Annotated in this window: 13 protein-coding genes; 8 read left to right on the top strand and 5 right to left on the bottom strand. The window is 36.4% G+C overall.

Annotated elements, in window-relative coordinates; genetic code table 11:
• Nucleotides 1-160: 160 nt before the first annotated feature.
• Together AC07XN_RS08710 and AC07XN_RS08705 are read right to left on the bottom strand one after the other, a co-directional pair.
• Nucleotides 161-1,975: a serine hydrolase gene (locus tag AC07XN_RS08710; RefSeq protein WP_494742753.1), complete on the bottom strand. Its 1,815-nt coding sequence runs from the start codon at nucleotides 1,973-1,975 to the stop codon at nucleotides 161-163.
• 119 nt (nucleotides 1,976-2,094) lie between these two features.
• Nucleotides 2,095-2,349, bottom strand: coding sequence for a DUF2442 domain-containing protein (locus AC07XN_RS08705; RefSeq protein WP_494742752.1), 255 nt, complete (start codon nucleotides 2,347-2,349; stop codon nucleotides 2,095-2,097).
• 202 nt (nucleotides 2,350-2,551) lie between these two features.
• On the opposite strand from AC07XN_RS08705, the gene AC07XN_RS08700 reads away from it, so the two are divergent.
• The 6 genes from AC07XN_RS08700 to rlmF all read left to right on the top strand — a co-directional run bounded on the left by AC07XN_RS08700 (nucleotide 2,552) and on the right by rlmF (nucleotide 8,060).
• A complete protein-coding gene (locus tag AC07XN_RS08700) occupies nucleotides 2,552-3,052 on the top strand; it encodes an RNA polymerase sigma factor (protein WP_494742751.1) in 501 nt (166 codons plus the stop codon).
• Between the two features lie 41 nt (nucleotides 3,053-3,093).
• The gene (locus AC07XN_RS08695) at nucleotides 3,094-3,696 is read left to right on the top strand and encodes a hypothetical protein (protein ID WP_494742750.1); all 603 of its coding nucleotides are present in this window, start codon (nucleotides 3,094-3,096) and stop codon (nucleotides 3,694-3,696) included.
• Between the two features lie 72 nt (nucleotides 3,697-3,768).
• Entirely contained in the window at nucleotides 3,769-4,650 is an 882-nt protein-coding gene (locus AC07XN_RS08690) for a TraB/GumN family protein (RefSeq protein WP_494742749.1), read from the top strand.
• A 77-nt stretch (nucleotides 4,651-4,727) separates the two neighbouring features.
• On the top strand, nucleotides 4,728-5,627 hold the full coding sequence (locus AC07XN_RS08685; RefSeq protein ID WP_494742748.1) for an MOSC domain-containing protein: 900 nt from the start codon (nucleotides 4,728-4,730) through the stop codon (nucleotides 5,625-5,627).
• Between the two features lie 57 nt (nucleotides 5,628-5,684).
• Nucleotides 5,685-6,929 (top strand): MFS transporter, encoded by a 1,245-nt coding sequence (locus AC07XN_RS08680; protein ID WP_309914285.1) that lies wholly within the window; start codon nucleotides 5,685-5,687, stop codon nucleotides 6,927-6,929.
• 174 nt (nucleotides 6,930-7,103) lie between these two features.
• Nucleotides 7,104-8,060, top strand: coding sequence for a 23S rRNA (adenine(1618)-N(6))-methyltransferase RlmF (gene rlmF, locus AC07XN_RS08675; protein ID WP_494742747.1), 957 nt, complete (start codon nucleotides 7,104-7,106; stop codon nucleotides 8,058-8,060).
• Nucleotides 8,061-8,152: 92 nt separating this feature from the next.
• Here rlmF and AC07XN_RS08670 read toward each other — a convergent pair whose 3' ends face one another.
• The gene (locus AC07XN_RS08670; protein ID WP_309914291.1) at nucleotides 8,153-8,398 is read right to left on the bottom strand and encodes a DUF1456 family protein; all 246 of its coding nucleotides are present in this window, start codon (nucleotides 8,396-8,398) and stop codon (nucleotides 8,153-8,155) included.
• Between the two features lie 256 nt (nucleotides 8,399-8,654).
• Between AC07XN_RS08670 and AC07XN_RS08665 the strand changes: the two genes are divergently transcribed.
• Complete coding sequence (locus AC07XN_RS08665) at nucleotides 8,655-10,433, top strand: T9SS type B sorting domain-containing protein (protein ID WP_494742746.1); 1,779 nt, start codon at nucleotides 8,655-8,657, stop codon at nucleotides 10,431-10,433.
• Nucleotides 10,434-10,561: 128 nt separating this feature from the next.
• Here AC07XN_RS08665 and gcvP read toward each other — a convergent pair whose 3' ends face one another.
• Nucleotides 10,562-13,450 carry an aminomethyl-transferring glycine dehydrogenase gene (gcvP, locus tag AC07XN_RS08660; protein WP_494742745.1) on the bottom strand — a complete coding sequence of 963 codons (2,889 nt, stop codon included), beginning with the start codon at nucleotides 13,448-13,450 and terminating at the stop codon, nucleotides 10,562-10,564.
• A 270-nt stretch (nucleotides 13,451-13,720) separates the two neighbouring features.
• Complete coding sequence (locus AC07XN_RS08655; RefSeq protein ID WP_494742744.1) at nucleotides 13,721-14,797, bottom strand: DUF5694 domain-containing protein; 1,077 nt, start codon at nucleotides 14,795-14,797, stop codon at nucleotides 13,721-13,723.
• Between the two features lie 446 nt (nucleotides 14,798-15,243).
• Here AC07XN_RS08655 and carB point away from each other — a divergent pair, with 446 nt between their 5' ends.
• Nucleotides 15,244-18,084: a carbamoyl-phosphate synthase large subunit gene (gene carB, locus AC07XN_RS08650; RefSeq protein WP_494742743.1), complete on the top strand. Its 2,841-nt coding sequence runs from the start codon at nucleotides 15,244-15,246 to the stop codon at nucleotides 18,082-18,084.
• Nucleotides 18,085-18,328 lie beyond the last annotated feature (244 nt).

Here is an 18,328-nt window from a genome sequence, read left to right as displayed (position 1 = left end):
GAATTCCTACTGTTTGAGCGGAGCGAGTTTAGGAATTCTTGATTTTTTTGTTACTTTTTGCATCAAGGCAAAAAGTAAGGACCAGAATAAATTACAAAAACTCTGAAATCCTCTAAAACTCGTTAGTTTTAGAGAAAATTTGGAATAACTCATGTTTTCCCTATTTCTTTTTAGTCGCTTTAAAATTACCATTGGGTTGAACAAAAGTAATCGCAGTAACTTCCAGACTTGGCGTTATATCAAACAAAACACTGTAACCCTTCAACTTGACAAGGTTAAATTTGTGATTGCCAATAGAGGCTAATTCATATTCGGGCTGACCGGGGATAAAGACATAAAGCGTTTTGTCATTCTTAACATACGTTTTAATCGTAACACCTCCTAAATCAAACTCGCCTACATACTTTTTCAATTCTTCTGCCGAAATGGGCTTGATAGGAATCACTCTACTAAACACAATTGGTTTACCGATAGTAGGTTCCAATCCGATGGCTGATAATGTTTCAATCTCACCGTTAACCCCAGTGTTGAATTGAAAAAATATAGAACTTTTGTTCGTAGTATCAATACCATATCTAGTGTCAAAATTCAAGAAAGTATCGTAATGATAATGTGAAAGCCACCATTGATGGTTGGGCGATTGTAAAAACAATGAATCTCCTTTTTGATTGACATTTAATTTCCCATAACCATCACTGACAAATATACCAGTATAGTCGCTCAGGCTATGCGAAGGTTTCGTATTCGTTTTTCGGTTGCTTGTTGGTTTATTTTTAGCTTCTTTTGATTCTTTGATCGCTTTTTTATATGTTTTCAACCGTTCTCCACTCCAATTATAATATTTAAGGTCGAGCATCTTGTCGGCAATGATATTACGGACAAGCGTAGGAACAGCAGAACCATCTTGATTTGTCAGCACAACAATACCTAAACTGTCACTTGGGAAAAAGGAAGTATTAGCACTGAAGCCATCAATGTTTCCACCATGTTCTACCCGATAGTGTCCACGATATGAAGATAGCATCCACCCAAATCCATAAGTAGATAGGTGTAGGTCAGGCGTTTCTTTACTGGGCAAAGCACCGTTTATGACCATCTGAGAAGAAATCGCATCAGCAACATATTGAGGAGATAGAATTTCTTTCCCTTCAAATTTACCGCCATTAATCCAAGTAGAAACCCAATTAGCCATTTCTAATACATTACTATTAATACTCCCCGCAGGGCCCATTTCATCGATATTAAAATAATCTAAACGATAGATTAAACTATCCTTTTTTAAGCCATAACCTTTAGCAGCATCACTGCTTTTATCAAATTCTTTGATAGAGAAATGAGAATTTGTCATATTGAGGGGCTTAAAAAAACGCTCTTTAATATTATTTTCCCAGCTTTTGCCAGTAAGTTTTTCTGCTACGATACCTTGAGCCACAAACATGAAATTATTGTATTGCCAGCGTTCGCGAATACCAGTAGAAGGCTCTAAAAAGCGTATGCGTGTTAAAATACTATCACGAGAGGTAGGGGAAAAATACCAAGAATAATCATGTCTAGGAAGTCCTGTACGATGAGTCATCATATCACGAAGGGTAATTTTATTATTCATATCATCGTTGTAGAACTTTAGCTCAGGTAAATAATTACTCACAGGTTTGTCTAATTCTAGTTTACCATCTTTTTGTAAAACACCGATTAACGAAGACGTAAAAGCCTTTGTACACGAACCGATTGCGAATAAAGTATTCGGTGTAACAGGCAACTTACTTTCATAATCACGGTAGCCAAATCCTTTTGCATATACCACTTTGTTTTTTTCGATGATGGCTACTGTAAACCCTGGTGCTTTCCAGTCGGTAAGAATATGGTTTAATGCAGTATCTAAACCCGCAAATCGGTCAGGGATAGTGGTTTTTCGTTTTTGAGCATTAGATAAGAAAGTGAGGAATAACAAGCAGGTTGTCAGTAGTTTTTGCATAATTTTGAATTGACTTTTAGAGATATTAAGAATCATTCAATTTAAACAAAATCTTAGAGAGATTGAAGTAGGTATGCGTTTTATTTTATGTGGTTTTTAAAAACGTTGTGTAAGTAATTTTAAACTAGAACTTGTCCATTATAAAGCTGAGATGTTGGAAATATTAAATCCCAATTGGTTCCCCAAACTAGTTTGCCATTTTCAACACTAAAGCGCTTAAAGTTTTTTACTTTTCTATAAAACTTAAAGATAGCATGTTCTTTACCCGTTAAAAATGGTTCGAAATCCACTTTTCTTTGACTATTATCTGAAAAAGTAATATTCAGTATAAGTCCGTCTATATATTCAGCTTTAATTACACTAATGCTTAACATATTATTATCAATATTTTTTAGTTTTATGTATGCAATTTAAAGTTATTTTCCTTTTAAAATGAATGCAGTACGTTAGATTTTGCCTTTGTTGGCATCTCCAAAATAACTTCAACAAGGAAGAATTACAACTATTAAAAATAATCTCTTTTTTCTGTAATTATCATAATCTTCGTTCGACTAATCATTCAAAACCTCCAATGTATTGAACCAAATAGTAGAAAATCAATTTGTTGAACTAATCAAAATCCATCAGGGCATCGTGCATAAAGTGTGCGGGATGTATCGTCGTGACCATGATGACCGTAAAGATTTGTTTCAAGAAATTGTGATTCAACTATGGAAAGCATTCCCGAAGTTTAGGCACGAAGCAAAGGTTTCGACATGGATATACCAAATTTCACTAAATGTCGCCATTTCTGATTTTAGAAAAGAAAGTAGAAAACCTATCCGAGTAGAATTGTCGGAAACCATTACCAATATTTCGGACAATCAGTATGATTACAGCATTGAAGAAAAACTAGCGGTATTGTATCAGTCCATCGACCAACTATCTGAAATTGAAAAGGCTATTATTATGCTGTATTTTGAAGAAAAGAATAATGAAGAAATTGCTGAGATAATCGGTATTAGTCAGAATAATGTAAGAGTGAAAATGACTAGAATACGTGAAAAACTAAGAACTTTGATGGCCAATACCAAATAGTTTCACAACTATTGTAAAACTATTATGCTCCAAAACAAAACATGGAATTAGACGAATTAAAAAATATTTGGCAACAAACATCCCTTGAAAATATGTCTGCTCAAGTGATTGAAAACGACGAATTTTCAATGATGATGAAGGGTAAATCAAATGATGTGATAGCAAGGCTGAAAAAAAACATGATGTTTGAGTTTATCATAAGCATTTTGTTTATCCCCATCTTCCTATACTTTATTTTCTTTACAGACATTGCCGTTTTTCATAAATATGTTTGCTCAACGCTGATTTTTACTACTGTTGTTACTTTAGTGGTTTTTTGGTTTGAATATCGTTCTCTCCAAGCATTTGAAACAAGATTAAGTTTAATTACCTCTTTGCGGATTACGGTAGAACAATTTTCTAAATTTGTTCGCATCTACTTGATTATCAATTATGTGCTGCTTTTTCCGATGATGTTTTATGGAATGGTTGTGGGCGTAGAACTCACAGGTCAAGAATTATCGCTAACATTTTTAATAGGTATTACTGTAATTACTTCTCCTTTAGGCTATTTTTGGGTTAAATTTTATATTCGTAAAGTATATGGCCAACACCTAGACAAACTAAAAAGCTGTTTAGCGGAATTAGAAGAGAGCATCGACTAAGCGATATTGATACATACACGGACAAAAAAAACATTCAAGCAAGAAACAAAACCTTTAATATTTATTCCCCCAATGGCAAATCCTATTAAGTTTTTTACTATTTCATTAATCTTTAGCTTTCTATATTTCTCTAAGATTTATGGACAAAAAGAAGAGAAATCATTACTCTACGAAATTTCAGGAAATGGACTTTCACAACCTTCCTATATTTTTGGTACCATACATGTTATCTGTAAAGATGATTTTTTCTTGCCAGAAGTTGTAAAAAGTAAGTTTGCCTTGGCTCAGCAAGTTTATTTAGAAATCGATATGGATGACCCGTCGATGATGACAGAAATGCAAAAAAATATGATGATGCCCGACGGTAAGACGTTGAAAACAATCATGTCGGAAGCAGATTATACCAAAGTAGCCAAGTTTTTTAAAGACTCTTTAAAAACCAATATCGCTTTTATGGATGGCATGAAGCCTTTTATCCTTAGTTCGATGAGTATCCCTAGTATGCTAGGTTGTCCGATGCAAGGCTATGAGGAGGTTTTTGTCAAGATGGCGCAAGAACAGAAAAAGGAAGTAAAAGGACTTGAATTAGTACAAGAACAGTTTGATGCCCTAGATAAAATGGGTATGGAAAAACAAGCGGATTTGATGCTAGTAAAAATGGTAGATAACTGGACAGACGGCAAGAAGGAATTAAAGCAGATGATTAAAGATTATAAAAAACAAGATATAGAAGCATTACTGTCGGATATAACCAACTCACCCACATCAGACGCTGGTTTTGAAAAAGATTTACTTGAAACCAGAAACGCCAATTGGGTTCCTAGAATGGCCACTATCATGAAAGAAAAAACCACCTTTTTTGGCGTAGGAGCAGGGCATTTAGGAGGTACGAAAGGGGTATTATCCTTATTGAAGAAGCAAGGTTACACGGTAAAAGCAGTAACGAAAAACTAAACCAAATGCTGATAACGTAAGCATTGGGGAATGGGGATTAGTATAATTACATTCTTTTTAATAAAACAAAAACCTGTGTGAATCATCAAATTCCACAGGTTTTTGTACTTTTGTGGGAAATTATGAATATTATGCTTCAACTCTCTGAAATCTGGATTTACCCCGTAAAATCGCTTGCTGGTATTAGCCTTCAAGAAGCTAAAGTTACTGAAAGAGGCATTGAGCATGACCGAAGATGGCTTTTAGTAAACGAAGAAGGCACTTTCCTTACCCAAAGACAATTCCCTCAGTTAGCGCTTTTTCAGCCTAGTATTGATGCTGAATTCCTGACGATTACCCATAGGAAAGATATTGTTGAGCCTCTTAAAGTAAGCCTTACTCCACCCAATCATCATGAATATGTGCAAGTAAAAGTGTGGGATGATACCATAGATGCCTTGGAAGTAAGTACTGAAGCCAACGAATGGTTTTCAAAGGCTTTGGCAATGACGGTAAGGGTGGTTTATATGCCCGAAGACAGTAGGAGAGAGGTAGATAAAAAATATGCCATCACTGGCGAAGAGATTACGTCTTTCTCTGATGCTTATCCTTTTTTAGTAATCGGGCAATCGTCTTTAGATGATTTAAATAATCGTTTAAATGAGCGTGTGAAAATGAATCGTTTTCGTCCGAATTTAGTTTTCAAAGGAGGAGAAGCTTATGAAGAAGAAAATTGGTACGAAGTACAGATAGGGAAAGCCACTTTTTGGGGTGTAAAACCATGTGCCAGATGTATCATGACAACCATTGACCAAGAGTCTGGAGAAAAAACAGGTAAAGACCCACTCTATACATTATCAACCTACAGAAAGGCTGGTAAAAGAGTATTATTTGGACAAAATTTACTGGTAACTGTATTGGATACCATACAGCTTGGCGATAGTATCAATGTAATAAGTACTAAGAAATTACCTCAATTTGAAATAGAGGTTTCTTAATGGGTTTCTCTTGAAAAGTGGTCAACTTAACCATTAAAATGAGTACATTATAAAAATATGACAGATTCATCCCCCAAACAATCTCCTTACGAAGCCCTAAAATATCCAGAATTTGTAGCCTTCATATTTGCCAACGGTTTTGTGACGATGGCATTACTCATTCAAGAAGTAATTCTTGGATACTCTATTTATAAAATCACCCACGACCCTCTGGCACTTGGATTAATCGGTTTGGCAGAAGCCTTACCTTATATTTCATTGGCATTATTCGGAGGGCATTTCGCCGACCGAAGAAATAAGAAAACCATTATGCAGGTCAGTTTAGCCTTCATTACTTTGGGGTCAGTCGTGTTAATTTGGGCGACTAATCCTACGAGTGGTCTGACGCAAGCCCAGATGCTAATGGTTGTTTATGGCGTAATTATGCTGATTGGTTTTTCAAGGGGTTTTTATAGTCCAGCGTCAAGCTCATTGAATCCATTTTTAATCCCTAAAGAAGTATTTGCTAATGCGGCAACGTGGCAGAGTTCTTTTTGGCAAGCAGGAGCAATTTTAGGACCAGGCCTAGCCGGTTTTTTATATGCATATCTTGGGCTTACGCATGCTTTGTGGTGTGTGGTAGGATTATTTGTGTTAGTAATGATACTCATTTCTATGATTACAGCTCCGCCAATTCCTCAGCAAAATGAACAAAAAGTAAATATCTTCTTCTCACTTCGTGAAGGAATTGTATATGTTTTCAAAACAAAAATTATCCTTTACGCTATTTCTTTAGATTTGTTTTCGGTGCTTTTTGGAGGCGTAATTGCTTTATTACCAGTGTATTCAGAAGATGTACTTCATGTAGGAGCAGAAGGATTGGGTATTCTAAGAGCCGCTCCATCCATTGGCGCCGTTTTGTGTATGATTGTGATGGTTTATATACCACCTTTGGGTAAAGCATGGCGTAACTTACTCTTAGCCATTGCAGGCTTTGGCTTGGCTACATTGGTTTTTGCCGTATCTACTAATATCTGGCTATCGGTTATTGCTTTATTTTTTACAGGAGTGTTCGATAGTGTAAGTGTTATTATTCGCCAAACTATTTTGCGTTTCTTTACTCCTGATGAAATGCGAGGAAGGGTTTCTTCTGTAAATGGCATTTTTGTGAGTTCTTCAAATGAATTAGGAGCTTTTGAATCAGGATTTTTGGCTAAGGTAATGGGAACAGTACCTTCTGTAATATTTGGCGGAGCAATGACCTTAATCATTGTAACCATCGTGTGGATTCGCTCAAAAGAATTATTTGATTTGAGACTGTAATTTTTTCTGAATAGCAGATTAAAATACTCATGGCATGACTCAAAGTCATGCCATGAGTGACCTCTTCCTTGTTCTTGCCTAAAATTGGTTGACATAAATTTTAACTTATTTTAGACAAGCACACCTAATCACTATTTACTAATCACCAATCACTAAAAATATCACTAAAAGAACTTGAGTAAAGATTCTGTAAAAAATACTTCTGAAAAATCAGGCTTACATCCTCGAAATCCTCATCGTTTTCGATATGATTTTAAGGCATTGATTGCTAGGTTACCCGAGCTAGCAAAATTTGTTTTTCACAATCAATTTGATGTTGAAAGCATAGATTTTGCCAATCCTGAAGCCGTAAAAGTGCTTAATAGAGCTTTATTGAAGCATTTTTATGGGATTAGTCATTGGGATATTCCACGTGATTATCTTTGTCCACCCATCCCCGGTCGGGCAGATTATATTCATTATTTAGCAGATTTACTGGCAAGTGCCAACAAGGGAAATATACCCACTGGAAATAAGATACAAGTATTGGATATTGGTATTGGGGCAAACTGTGTGTATCCCATTATAGGTAGCCATGAATACGCTTGGAAATTTGTAGGAGCAGATATTGATAAAAAAGCAATAGCATCAGCCAAGGCAATTATTGAAGCAAATGATTCTTTGAAAAATACAGTAGAATGTAGATGGCAGACTTCCCCTGCAAACATCTTTAAAGGAATTATTCAACAAGACGAATACTTTGATTTAACCTTGTGTAACCCACCTTTTCATAGTTCAATGGCCGAGGCAAAAGCTGGCACTGAACGTAAATGGAAAAATTTAGGGAAGAGCAATAACAAGGTACTTAATTTTGGGGGACAAAATAACGAACTTTGGTGTGAAGGTGGCGAAGAAACATTTATAGCAAATATGATCGCTGAAAGTACATTGTTTGCTAATAATTGCTTGTGGTTTACTTCGCTTATTTCCAAGAAAACTACCTTACCAAAGGCATATGCTTTATTAAAAAAGGTAAAGGCTTTAGAGGTAAAAACCATTGATATGGCACAAGGACAAAAAGTAAGCAGAATACTTGCTTGGACATTCTTGACAAAAAGCCAACAGCAAGATTGGCAAACAAAACGCGGGTAATAAGTGATGAGTTGTGAGTGATGAGTTTTGTATTTAAGATATTGATATACAATAATTTAATCTGACAATAAGCATCACTTATTTTACGTACACTACTTAACTGGCGATGGCTTCTTGTCTTCTTTAGGACCTCTTAAATGGATTACTAAGCCATTCAAAAAGTTTCTTAGAATCTGGTCTCCACAAGGTTTAAAATTTGGGTGGTCTTCATTACGGAATAAAGCACCAATTTCAGCTTTAGATACGTTGAAATCTACCAATTTTAGAATATCTACAATTTGGTCATCTCTTAATTGAAGAGCTACCCTTAGTTTTTTTAAAATATCGTTATTAGACATGGAATGATTGCTTAATGATTATTTCTATCAGCAAAGTTACCGCCTTCTCTTCATTTTTCAAGTTGCTTTCTTTCTATAGGATGATTAATTTTGAATCCGAAAGCTGATAATGAGTAATTAATCAATTTAATTACTTAATTTTCAATCTGGTAGAAGCCAGACTATTGATAATATTTATTACTGCCAGTCGTTTTTATAAATAGTCGGGCTTGTTATTGGGCATAAATTACCTCCAAATAGAAAAATCATCAACATAGTGTTTCATCTTCAAAAAGCATTACGTACTTACTTTACTTTCATGATAGTCTTGCTGAGTTTTTCTCAGCAGGCTAAATCGCAGGTGTATGATGCTTTTGATTTAAAAAAAGATGGAATAGGCCTCTGTCCAGGTGGACAAATCAGAATATATATAGACCCAAATCCTAACTATGTTTTTTATTCTTGGGAAATTCTTCGCCCAAATGGATGGTCTGCCATTCCCAATTCCAATAGTCCTACTGTTAGTCATAACGAAGCACTGCCATATAGGCTAAAAGTTATTGATGTAAACGGAATAGTAATGTATTCAAAACAATTGGATGTGGTAATGTTGGGAGCACCGCAATCAATTATTACGCCATCACCCAATGTTAATCAGATTTGTCAAGGAGATGAAGTAAAGCTAAATGCCAATCAAATATCGACTGCCTTTTATAGATGGGAGTATAATAATACTACTTTAATAGATGATGGACTACAGCTAACAGCCAAAAAAGCAGGTACTTATAGACTATACGTGACGGATGAAAATAGTTGTACCACAGCATCAGAACCTTATACGTTAACTTATTTTTCTACGATAGTCGTTCAGTTAAATACAGTACCTACTATTTGTGGACTAAATGCTGTTCCCTTCAATTTGCAAGGCTCGCCTGCTGGTGGAGAATATCGAGGAGCTGGCATAACTGATAAAACATTAGGTACTTTTAACCCTGCTGTGGCAGGAGTAGGCAAGCATGAAGTTGCCTATGCCGTACCTAACACCGGAGCTTGTCCTGAAATTGTTGAAAAAATTACAATTACCATTGCTGACCCAAAAGCAACTATCACTAACGACCCAAACAAGACAGAGTTTTGTGAAGGAGATTTAGTAACCTTGAAAGGACCAACAGGACTAACAACCTATAATTGGTTTTTGAATGGAAGTGAGATTAGCACAGACACAGAAATACAAGTGAGGACTAGCGGAGATTATACCCTAAAAGTTACCGACGAACTGGATTGTAATGATACTTCGGCACCTGTTAAAATAGCTTTTTTTAATAACTCATCTACTTCAATGGAAACTGTTGCTTCTGTTTGTGGAACAGACTATCAGCCTGTTACTTTAAAAGGCTCTCCGTCTGGAGGTGTTTTTACGATTGATAATACAACAGCTACAGTGTTTGATTATAAAAAAGCAGGGTTTGGTAAGCACGTTATTAAGTATAAAATAAATGGGGTGTTGAGCTGTTTAAATAGTGAGATTAGCCAAGAAGTTTATATTGAAGCATTGCCAAAATTGGATTTGGGTAATGATATATATTTACCCAAAGGAAATAGCGTAACATTAAAGGGTTATATCGGTTCAGACTATACCTATGCATGGTTGCCAAGAACTAGCCTTGATAATCCGAATGCTCCTAACCCTGTTGCATCACCTAATCAGAGTATTCGATATACACTTTTAGTAACCAGTCCTAGAGGATGCAGTGTCAAAGATGATATTGCTGTGCTAGTTTACGACAAAGTTTATGTGCCAACGGCTTTTTCTCCTAATGGAGACGGGCAAAATGATAAGTGGGAATTATCGGGTATCAACAATTATCCTGATGCCGAAATACATGTTTATGATAGATGGGGAAATGTAGTATTTTATTCAAAAGGGAATTATACGCCTTTTGATGGAACGAACTCAGGAAATCAACTATATGAAGGCACTTATATTTATAAAATTGTCCTGTATCCAGACCATCCCATTTTTCAATATAATGGTACTTTGACGATACTGCGGTGAGTTTTCCATGATTATCACTAGCGAAGGGACTTAAGTCCCTCGCTAGTGATAAATCGTATTTTTGAACATAAAAAAGCCCCTTCTTTGAAAGAGAAAGGGCTTTTTTACTATTATATCTGATTCAAGCCTTACGCCTGTGCATATTCTTCAATAGGCAAACAGCTACAAACCAAATTACGGTCGCCATAAGCTGAATCAATTCTTGAAACGGCTGGCCAGAATTTAGTAGCTTTCACATACGGAAGAGGGAATACTGCTTTTTCACGTGTGTAAGGTCTGTCCCAATTTTCTGATAACACTACTGATTGTGTATGTGGAGCATGTTTCAATACATTGTTTGCTTTATCCGCCTGACCATTTTCTATTTCACGAATTTCTTCACGAATGCTAATCATGGCATCACAGAAACGATCTAATTCTGCTTTTGATTCTGATTCAGTGGGTTCTATCATCAATGTACCAGCTACAGGGAACGAAAGCGTAGGAGCATGGAAACCATAGTCCATTAAACGTTTAGCAATATCTTCTGCTTCAACACCTGCTGATAATTTGAAAGGACGGCAATCTAAAATCATTTCGTGGGCACAACGTCCTTGTGAACCTGTATAAAGCACAGGATAATATCCTTCTAAACGAGCTTTCACATAGTTGGCGTTCAAGATAGCTGTTTCAGTAGCACGCGTCAAGCCATCGCCACCCATCAATGCAATGTATGCATAAGGAATAGTAAGGATAGATGCTGAACCGAATTGAGCAGCAGAAACCGCTGTAATACCTAATTCTCCGCCTGTATCTTTTACGACAGCATGGCTTGGTAAGAAAGGGACTAATTGTTTCGCCACACCGATAGGACCCATACCCGGACCACCACCACCGTGAGGAATACAGAATGTTTTATGAAGATTTAAGTGACAAACGTCCGCTCCAATGGTAGCTGGTGACGTCAAGCCTACTTGTGCATTCATATTAGCACCATCCATATATACTTGTCCACCAAACTCATGAATCATCGCACAAATTTCTTTGATAGATTCTTCAAAAACACCATGTGTTGAAGGGTAAGTTACCATCAAACATGATAAGTTTTCAGCATATTGTTCAGCCTTAGCTCTTAAATCTGTAAGGTCGATATTTCCGTTTTCATCACATTTGGTTACTACTACCTTCATGCCCGCCATAACTGCCGACGCTGGGTTTGTACCATGTGCAGACGAAGGAATCAAGGCAATATTTCTGTTGAAATCACCACGAGATTCGTGATAAGCGCGAATCACCATCAAACCAGCATATTCACCTTGTGCACCAGAGTTTGGTTGGAATGACATTGCCGAGAAGCCTGTGATTTCACAAAGCCAATCGTTCAATTCACTAATCATTTGAGTATAACCACCAACTTGATTTTTTGGAGCAAACGGATGCACGTTACCAAATTCAGCCCAAGTAACAGGAATCATTTCGGTAGTAGCATTCAATTTCATCGTACAAGAACCCAAAGCTATCATAGAATGTACCATTGATAAATCTTTGTTTTCTAATGCTTTTAAATAACGAAGCATTTCGTGTTCTGAATGATAACTATTGAATACAGGATGCGTTAAATATGAAGAAGTACGTTTTACCGTTTCATCGAATGCGTAATCTACTTGGTCAAACAAAGTAGAAAGTTCTACTTCTCTTCTGCCAATTTTTTCAAAAATATAAACAATCGTCTCTACGTCTTCTACTGTACAAGTTTCATCCAGCGAGATTCCGATATAATTATAATCTTCGTAATAACGGAAGTTTACACCATTGGCTACGGCTTCCATTTTCAAGCGTTTTTCATTTTCGCCTACTCTTACCTTAATGGTATCGAAATATGAATCTGTTTCAATATCATAGCCTAAGCTTTCTAAAGCTAGTGCTGTTAGTTTTGTCAAACCGTGTACTCTTTCGGCAATTGCTTTCAAGCCTTCTGGCCCATGATAAATAGCATAAGCAGAAGCCATTACTGATAATAATACCTGTGCGGTACAGATGTTTGAAGTAGCTTTTTCGCGACGAATATGTTGCTCACGCGTCTGTAAAGCCATACGCAAGGCACGGTTTCCTTCAGCATCCACAGACACCCCAATGATACGACCCGGAATTTGGCGTTTAAATTCTTCTTTTGTCGCAAAGAAAGCAGCGTGTGGACCACCAAAGCCCATAGGCACACCAAATCTTTGTGAAGTACCGATTACTACATCAGCCCCCATTTCACCTGGTGACTTTAATAAAGTAAGCGCTAGCAAATCAGAAGCCACAACTACATTAATACTTAGTTCATGAGCAGCGGCAATAATATCTGTATAATCAAATATTTGTCCGTCTGATGCAGGGTATTGTAATACCATCGCATAGATGTCTTCTTGGGTTAAGTCAACAGTGCGGTGGTCGCCGATTAATAATTTAATACCTAATGGCAATGCCCTTGTTTTCAGTACATCAATTGTTTGTGGATGGCAATGTTCAGAAACGAAGATGGTTTCAGCATTTTTCTTTACCGCTTTTCTTTGTCCGTGAAGCATCGTCATGGCTTCCGCAGCAGCAGTGCCTTCGTCTAATAAAGAAGCGTTGGCAATTTCCATCCCAGTTAAATCAATAATCATGGTTTGGTAATTCAACAACATTTCTAGACGACCTTGGGCAATTTCTGCTTGGTAAGGCGTGTAAGCAGTGTACCATCCCGGATTTTCAAGAATATTTCTTAAAATAACGGCTGGTGTATTGGTATCGTAATAACCCATCCCAATATGAGACTTGTAAGTGTCGTTCAGTTGTGATAGTTTCTTGAAATCTTTCAAAAATTTGGCTTCAGATTTTGCCTTTGGAAGATTCAATGGACGAGATAAATGAATGGCAGCAGGAACAGTTTGATTGATGAGTGTTTCAATAGAATCAACCCCAATAGTGCTGAGCATTTCCTCACGGTCTGCAACATTTGAATTGTTGTGGCGATTCTCAAATTTTTCTTGATACTGAAAGTTTATTTTCATTTTAGAAGGAAAAATAGTCTTAATACTTTGAATATGCTGCAAATTTAATGATAATTTATTGGAAACACGAAAGATAAAATATCGGTATCCTCTAAAATAACTTGTTCAATTCGCCTAGATAACTAGAATTGAATTATTTGAAAAACAGGTGGTTAACAAAAAATGTTTCAAAGATTAAATGAAATTGAATATAATATAGTTAATATTGGAATAATACAAAATAAGGCTTCCGTGTTCTACAGAAGCCTTATTTGATAAAATAAAAATAATTTAATTAACTTGATCTATTGTTTTCAACGTTACATTCGGATTTCGTTCAAACATTTGCGAGAGTAGCCTTCTGTGCGAAGCTCCTACAAAAACCACTACCTTCTTAGCTTTACTTTGCTTGATGGCCTTTAGGGTGTTTTGTACCATTTGCTCATTGCGTTGTTGCCAGTACTTTCTTTTCTCTTGGTAGGCTTCCGTCGGAAAACCTTCTAATTGATAAATATCTTCTCTTAAAAAATCTCCCCATTCCGCTAGGTCATCAAACTCTTTGGTATTGAAAAAATGAATTTGTGTTCCCTCTTGATAGGCCGCTCTTAGTCTTTTTTGACTTGCATAATATTCTTTCATAAAAGCATCTATCGTTTTCAACGACTTCTTACTGTTTAAATCGTTGGTATCTGCTTTTAGTTTATCTTCAAACGCTGTATAAAGGCTATCTGATTTTTCCCAAGCTACATTCCAAAGAGGGTCAAAGCGTTGACAATCGAAACCATATAGTTTTTGGATGTTCAATTCAACCGCCAACGGAAAAACAAGGTTAGTATATTCATTATTTTTACGGCAGGTATATTTGATAAGCGAATCTTTTACATCGAATATATTGCTCAAATATTCACTTTCTTCTTTGTTCAAATCAGCTTTCATCAATTGATAAATCTGATAATGCGCATTGCCTAAGTCTTCACTAAGGTACAAAGCATGGGCTAAATCTATTCTAGCTTGTTTAGAATCAGGGTTTGCCTTTAAGGTTTTATAACTTTTTTTAATGATTTCAGGAATTTCCTTTTCTGTCATGATATTTTTGGCAAGGAGCATTTCCCTTCTTTGCATCATGCGCTCGCCATAATAGGTCTCAATGACTGATTGAGATTCATTGTCTTTTGACAGGTATTCAGTACAAAAAATATCAGGTTTGAAGTTCCTAACAGCCTCTTTTACATAATCAAAATCATTGGTTACGTTAAGTTCGTAGTTATGCGAAGTCCCAATTAATAATATTTCTACCTTTTTTTGGGAAAGGCTGTCAAAATTTAAAACAAATAAAAAATTTATGAAAAGTAAGAATGTGATTTTCATTTGAAAAAATATGTTTATTAAAATACACTTCATGGGGCAAAGATAAAGTTTATTAGATTAATATCATATTTTAAGTATATAATATAAATTTTTAAAGCAGAAAGTCTTAGATTAATCCAATTAACAGAAGTTTGTTAAAATGTAACTAAAGAAAGAATAAGTTTGATTAATCCTTAAAATGAAATCTTAGCCTTTTACTTTCGTTGGTTTCTATTACCTTTGTACAATTTTTGGGGATACGTTATCGGTTATTCGTTAATAGTTATCCATTACGCTAGTCTCCGAGTTAAGTATCTCTTCAAAAATTACCCAAATCGCTTTCCAAAATCAGTGGTTTTAATTTTTTTAATTCTTGGATATTGTTCTCTTGATAGAACATTGGGAAGTAAATACCTTAAAGAATGTCTTTAAATTAAAACTATCCAACTCAAAAACTAATACAAAAAGTGCCAAAAGATTCATCCATCAAGTCCGTTTTGATTATCGGTTCAGGTCCAATTATCATCGGTCAGGCTTGCGAGTTCGACTACTCAGGTTCGCAGGCAGCTCGTTCACTCCGAGAAGAAGGTATCAAAGTTGCTTTAATTAATTCCAATCCAGCTACAATCATGACTGATCCACTTAATGCGGATTATGTCTATCTAAAACCCCTTGATAAGAATTCAATCATCGAAATCTTAGAAAAACACCAAGCTGAAGGCATGCCAATTGATGCTGTTTTACCTACAATGGGTGGGCAGACGGCTTTGAACTTAGCCATCGACTGTGATGCTTCGGGTATTTGGGAAAAATATGGTGTACGCATTATTGGTGTTGATATTAAAGCAATCGAAACTACTGAAGACCGTGAGAAGTTTCGTCTGAAAATGATTGAAATTGGTATAGGCGTTTGTAAAGGACGCACTGCTCGTTCGTTTTTGGAAGGTAAAGAGATTGCACAAGAAACAGGTTTCCCATTAGTAATTCGTCCTTCATTTACGTTGGGCGGAACAGGTGGAGGTTTCGTAAACAATCCAAAAGATTTTGATGCTGCCTTAAACAAAGGGTTGCATGCATCGCCAACACACGAAGTACTGGTAGAACAGTCTATCATGGGTTGGAAAGAATACGAATTAGAATTATTGCGTGATAATTTAGGAAACGTAATCATCATTTGTTCGATTGAGAACTTCGACCCAATGGGTATTCACACGGGAGACTCAATCACGGTAGCACCAGCCATGACATTGCCTGATACAATTTATCAGAAAATGCGTGACATGGCTATCAAAATGATGAACGCTATCGGACAGTTTGCAGGTGGATGTAATGTTCAGTTCTCTTTAAATCCAGAAAACGACGACATCATCGCTATCGAAATCAACCCACGTGTATCTCGTTCGTCTGCCTTGGCTTCTAAAGCTACGGGTTATCCAATTGCAAAAATTGCTGCTAAAATGGCGATTGGTTACAACTTGGATGAATTGACAAACGCTATCACCGGAACAACATCGGCTTTCTTTGAGCCAGCACTTGACTACGTAGTAGTAAAAGTACCACGTTGGAACTTTGACAAATTCAAAGGTGCTGACAAAACGTTGGGCTTACAAATGAAATCTGTTGGTGAAACAATGGGTATCGGTCGTAACTTCCAAGAGGCACTTCAAAAGGCTTGTCAATCGCTTGAAATCAAACGTAATGGTTTAGGAGCAGATGGCAAGGGATTGGTTGACCAAGATGCCATTATGCACTCTTTGGCAAATCCATCTTGGAATCGTCTATTCCATATCTATGATGCCTTCAAAATGGGTATTTCTTTCAAAACTATTCAGCAGACAACTAAAATCGACAAGTGGTTCTTATACCAAATTGAAGATTTGGTAAGAGTTGAAAACACGTTAGAAAAATATACGCTAAGCTCGGTTCCAAAAGAATTATTGGAAGAGGCGAAACACAAAGGTTTTGCCGACCGTCAGATTGCTTACTCTCTACGTTGTTTAGAATCAGAAGTTTTTGAGAAAAGAAATAGCTTAGGTATCAAGCGTGTGTATAAATGTGTTGATACTTGTGCGGCAGAATTTGAAGCTAAAACGCCTTATTTCTACTCAACTTTCTCGCAAGGTTCAGAGACGTTAGATAACGAGTCAGTAAAAACAGATAAGAAAAAGGTAGTAGTATTAGGTTCAGGACCAAACCGTATCGGTCAAGGTATCGAATTTGATTATTCATGTGTACACGGAATCTTGGCGGCTAAAGAAGCAGGTTATGAAGCCATCATGATTAATTCAAACCCTGAAACGGTTTCGACAGACTTTGATATTGCTGATAAATTATATTTCGAACCAGTTTTCTGGGAACACGTTTACGAAATCATTCAGCATGAAAAACCTGAAGGAGTAATCGTACAATTAGGTGGACAAACTGCCTTGAAATTAGCAGAGAAACTTACTAAGCACGGCATCAAAATCATCGGTACTTCGTTTGAAGCCCTAGATTTAGCCGAAGATAGAGGAGCATTCTCTACGTTATTACAAGAAAACGATATTCCTTTCCCTAAATTCGGGGTGTGTGAAGACGCAGACAATGCCGTAGAATTAGGTCGTTCTTTGGGTTATCCTTTATTGGTTCGTCCTTCTTATGTATTGGGTGGGCAGTCGATGAAGATTGTAATCAACGAACAGGAACTTGAACAACACGTAGTAGATATTCTAAGAGATATTCCAGGCAATAAAATCTTGCTTGACCACTTCTTAGAAAATGCTATCGAAGCAGAAGCAGATGCCATTTGTGATGGCGAAGATGTGTACATCATCGGAATCATGGAACATATCGAGCCTGCGGGTATTCACTCAGGTGACTCACACTCAGTATTACCTCCATTCGATTTATCACCAAACGTAATTCGTCAGATAGAAGAACATACCAAGAAAATCGCGGTGGCACTTCGCACTGTAGGCTTATTGAATATCCAATTTGCCATTAAAGACGAAGTAGTGTATATCATCGAAGCTAACCCTCGTGCATCACGTACGGTACCATTTATTTGCAAGGCTTACCAAGAACCTTATGTAAATTATGCTACCAAAGTAATGCTAGGAGCGAAGGTAAAAGACTTTACTTTCAACCCAGTGAAAAAAGGATATGCTATCAAGATTCCAGTATTCTCGTTCAATAAATTCCCGAACGTAAACATGGAATTAGGACCAGAAATGAAATCGACGGGTGAAGCAATTTATTTTATCGATTCATTAAAAGATGATTTCTTCCGCAAAGTTTACGGAGAACGTAATTTGTACTTGTCAAAATAAATGATAGGATAAAAACCTGTAGCAATGACTTTTCCGCGTGTATTTTTTAAATAATACTTCATTAAAGTTGATTATTTTTCGCTTATCAGGTATGTTAATAAATAGTAAACCCTAGTCTTGAGCATTAGACTAGGGTTTATTTTTTTCAACTGAAAATTAGTTTTTTGAAATGATTATTTTCTTGGTTTTAAGTATTAATTTAATCGCCTATTATCTCTTTAAAACCTAAAAATATTACTTTGGT

It is taken from the genome of Arcicella sp. GW458-12-2-14-TSB2, assembly GCF_059423785.1.
The sequence above is the reverse complement of the archived record's forward strand: the minus strand, read 5'-3'. Positions and strand labels throughout refer to the sequence as shown.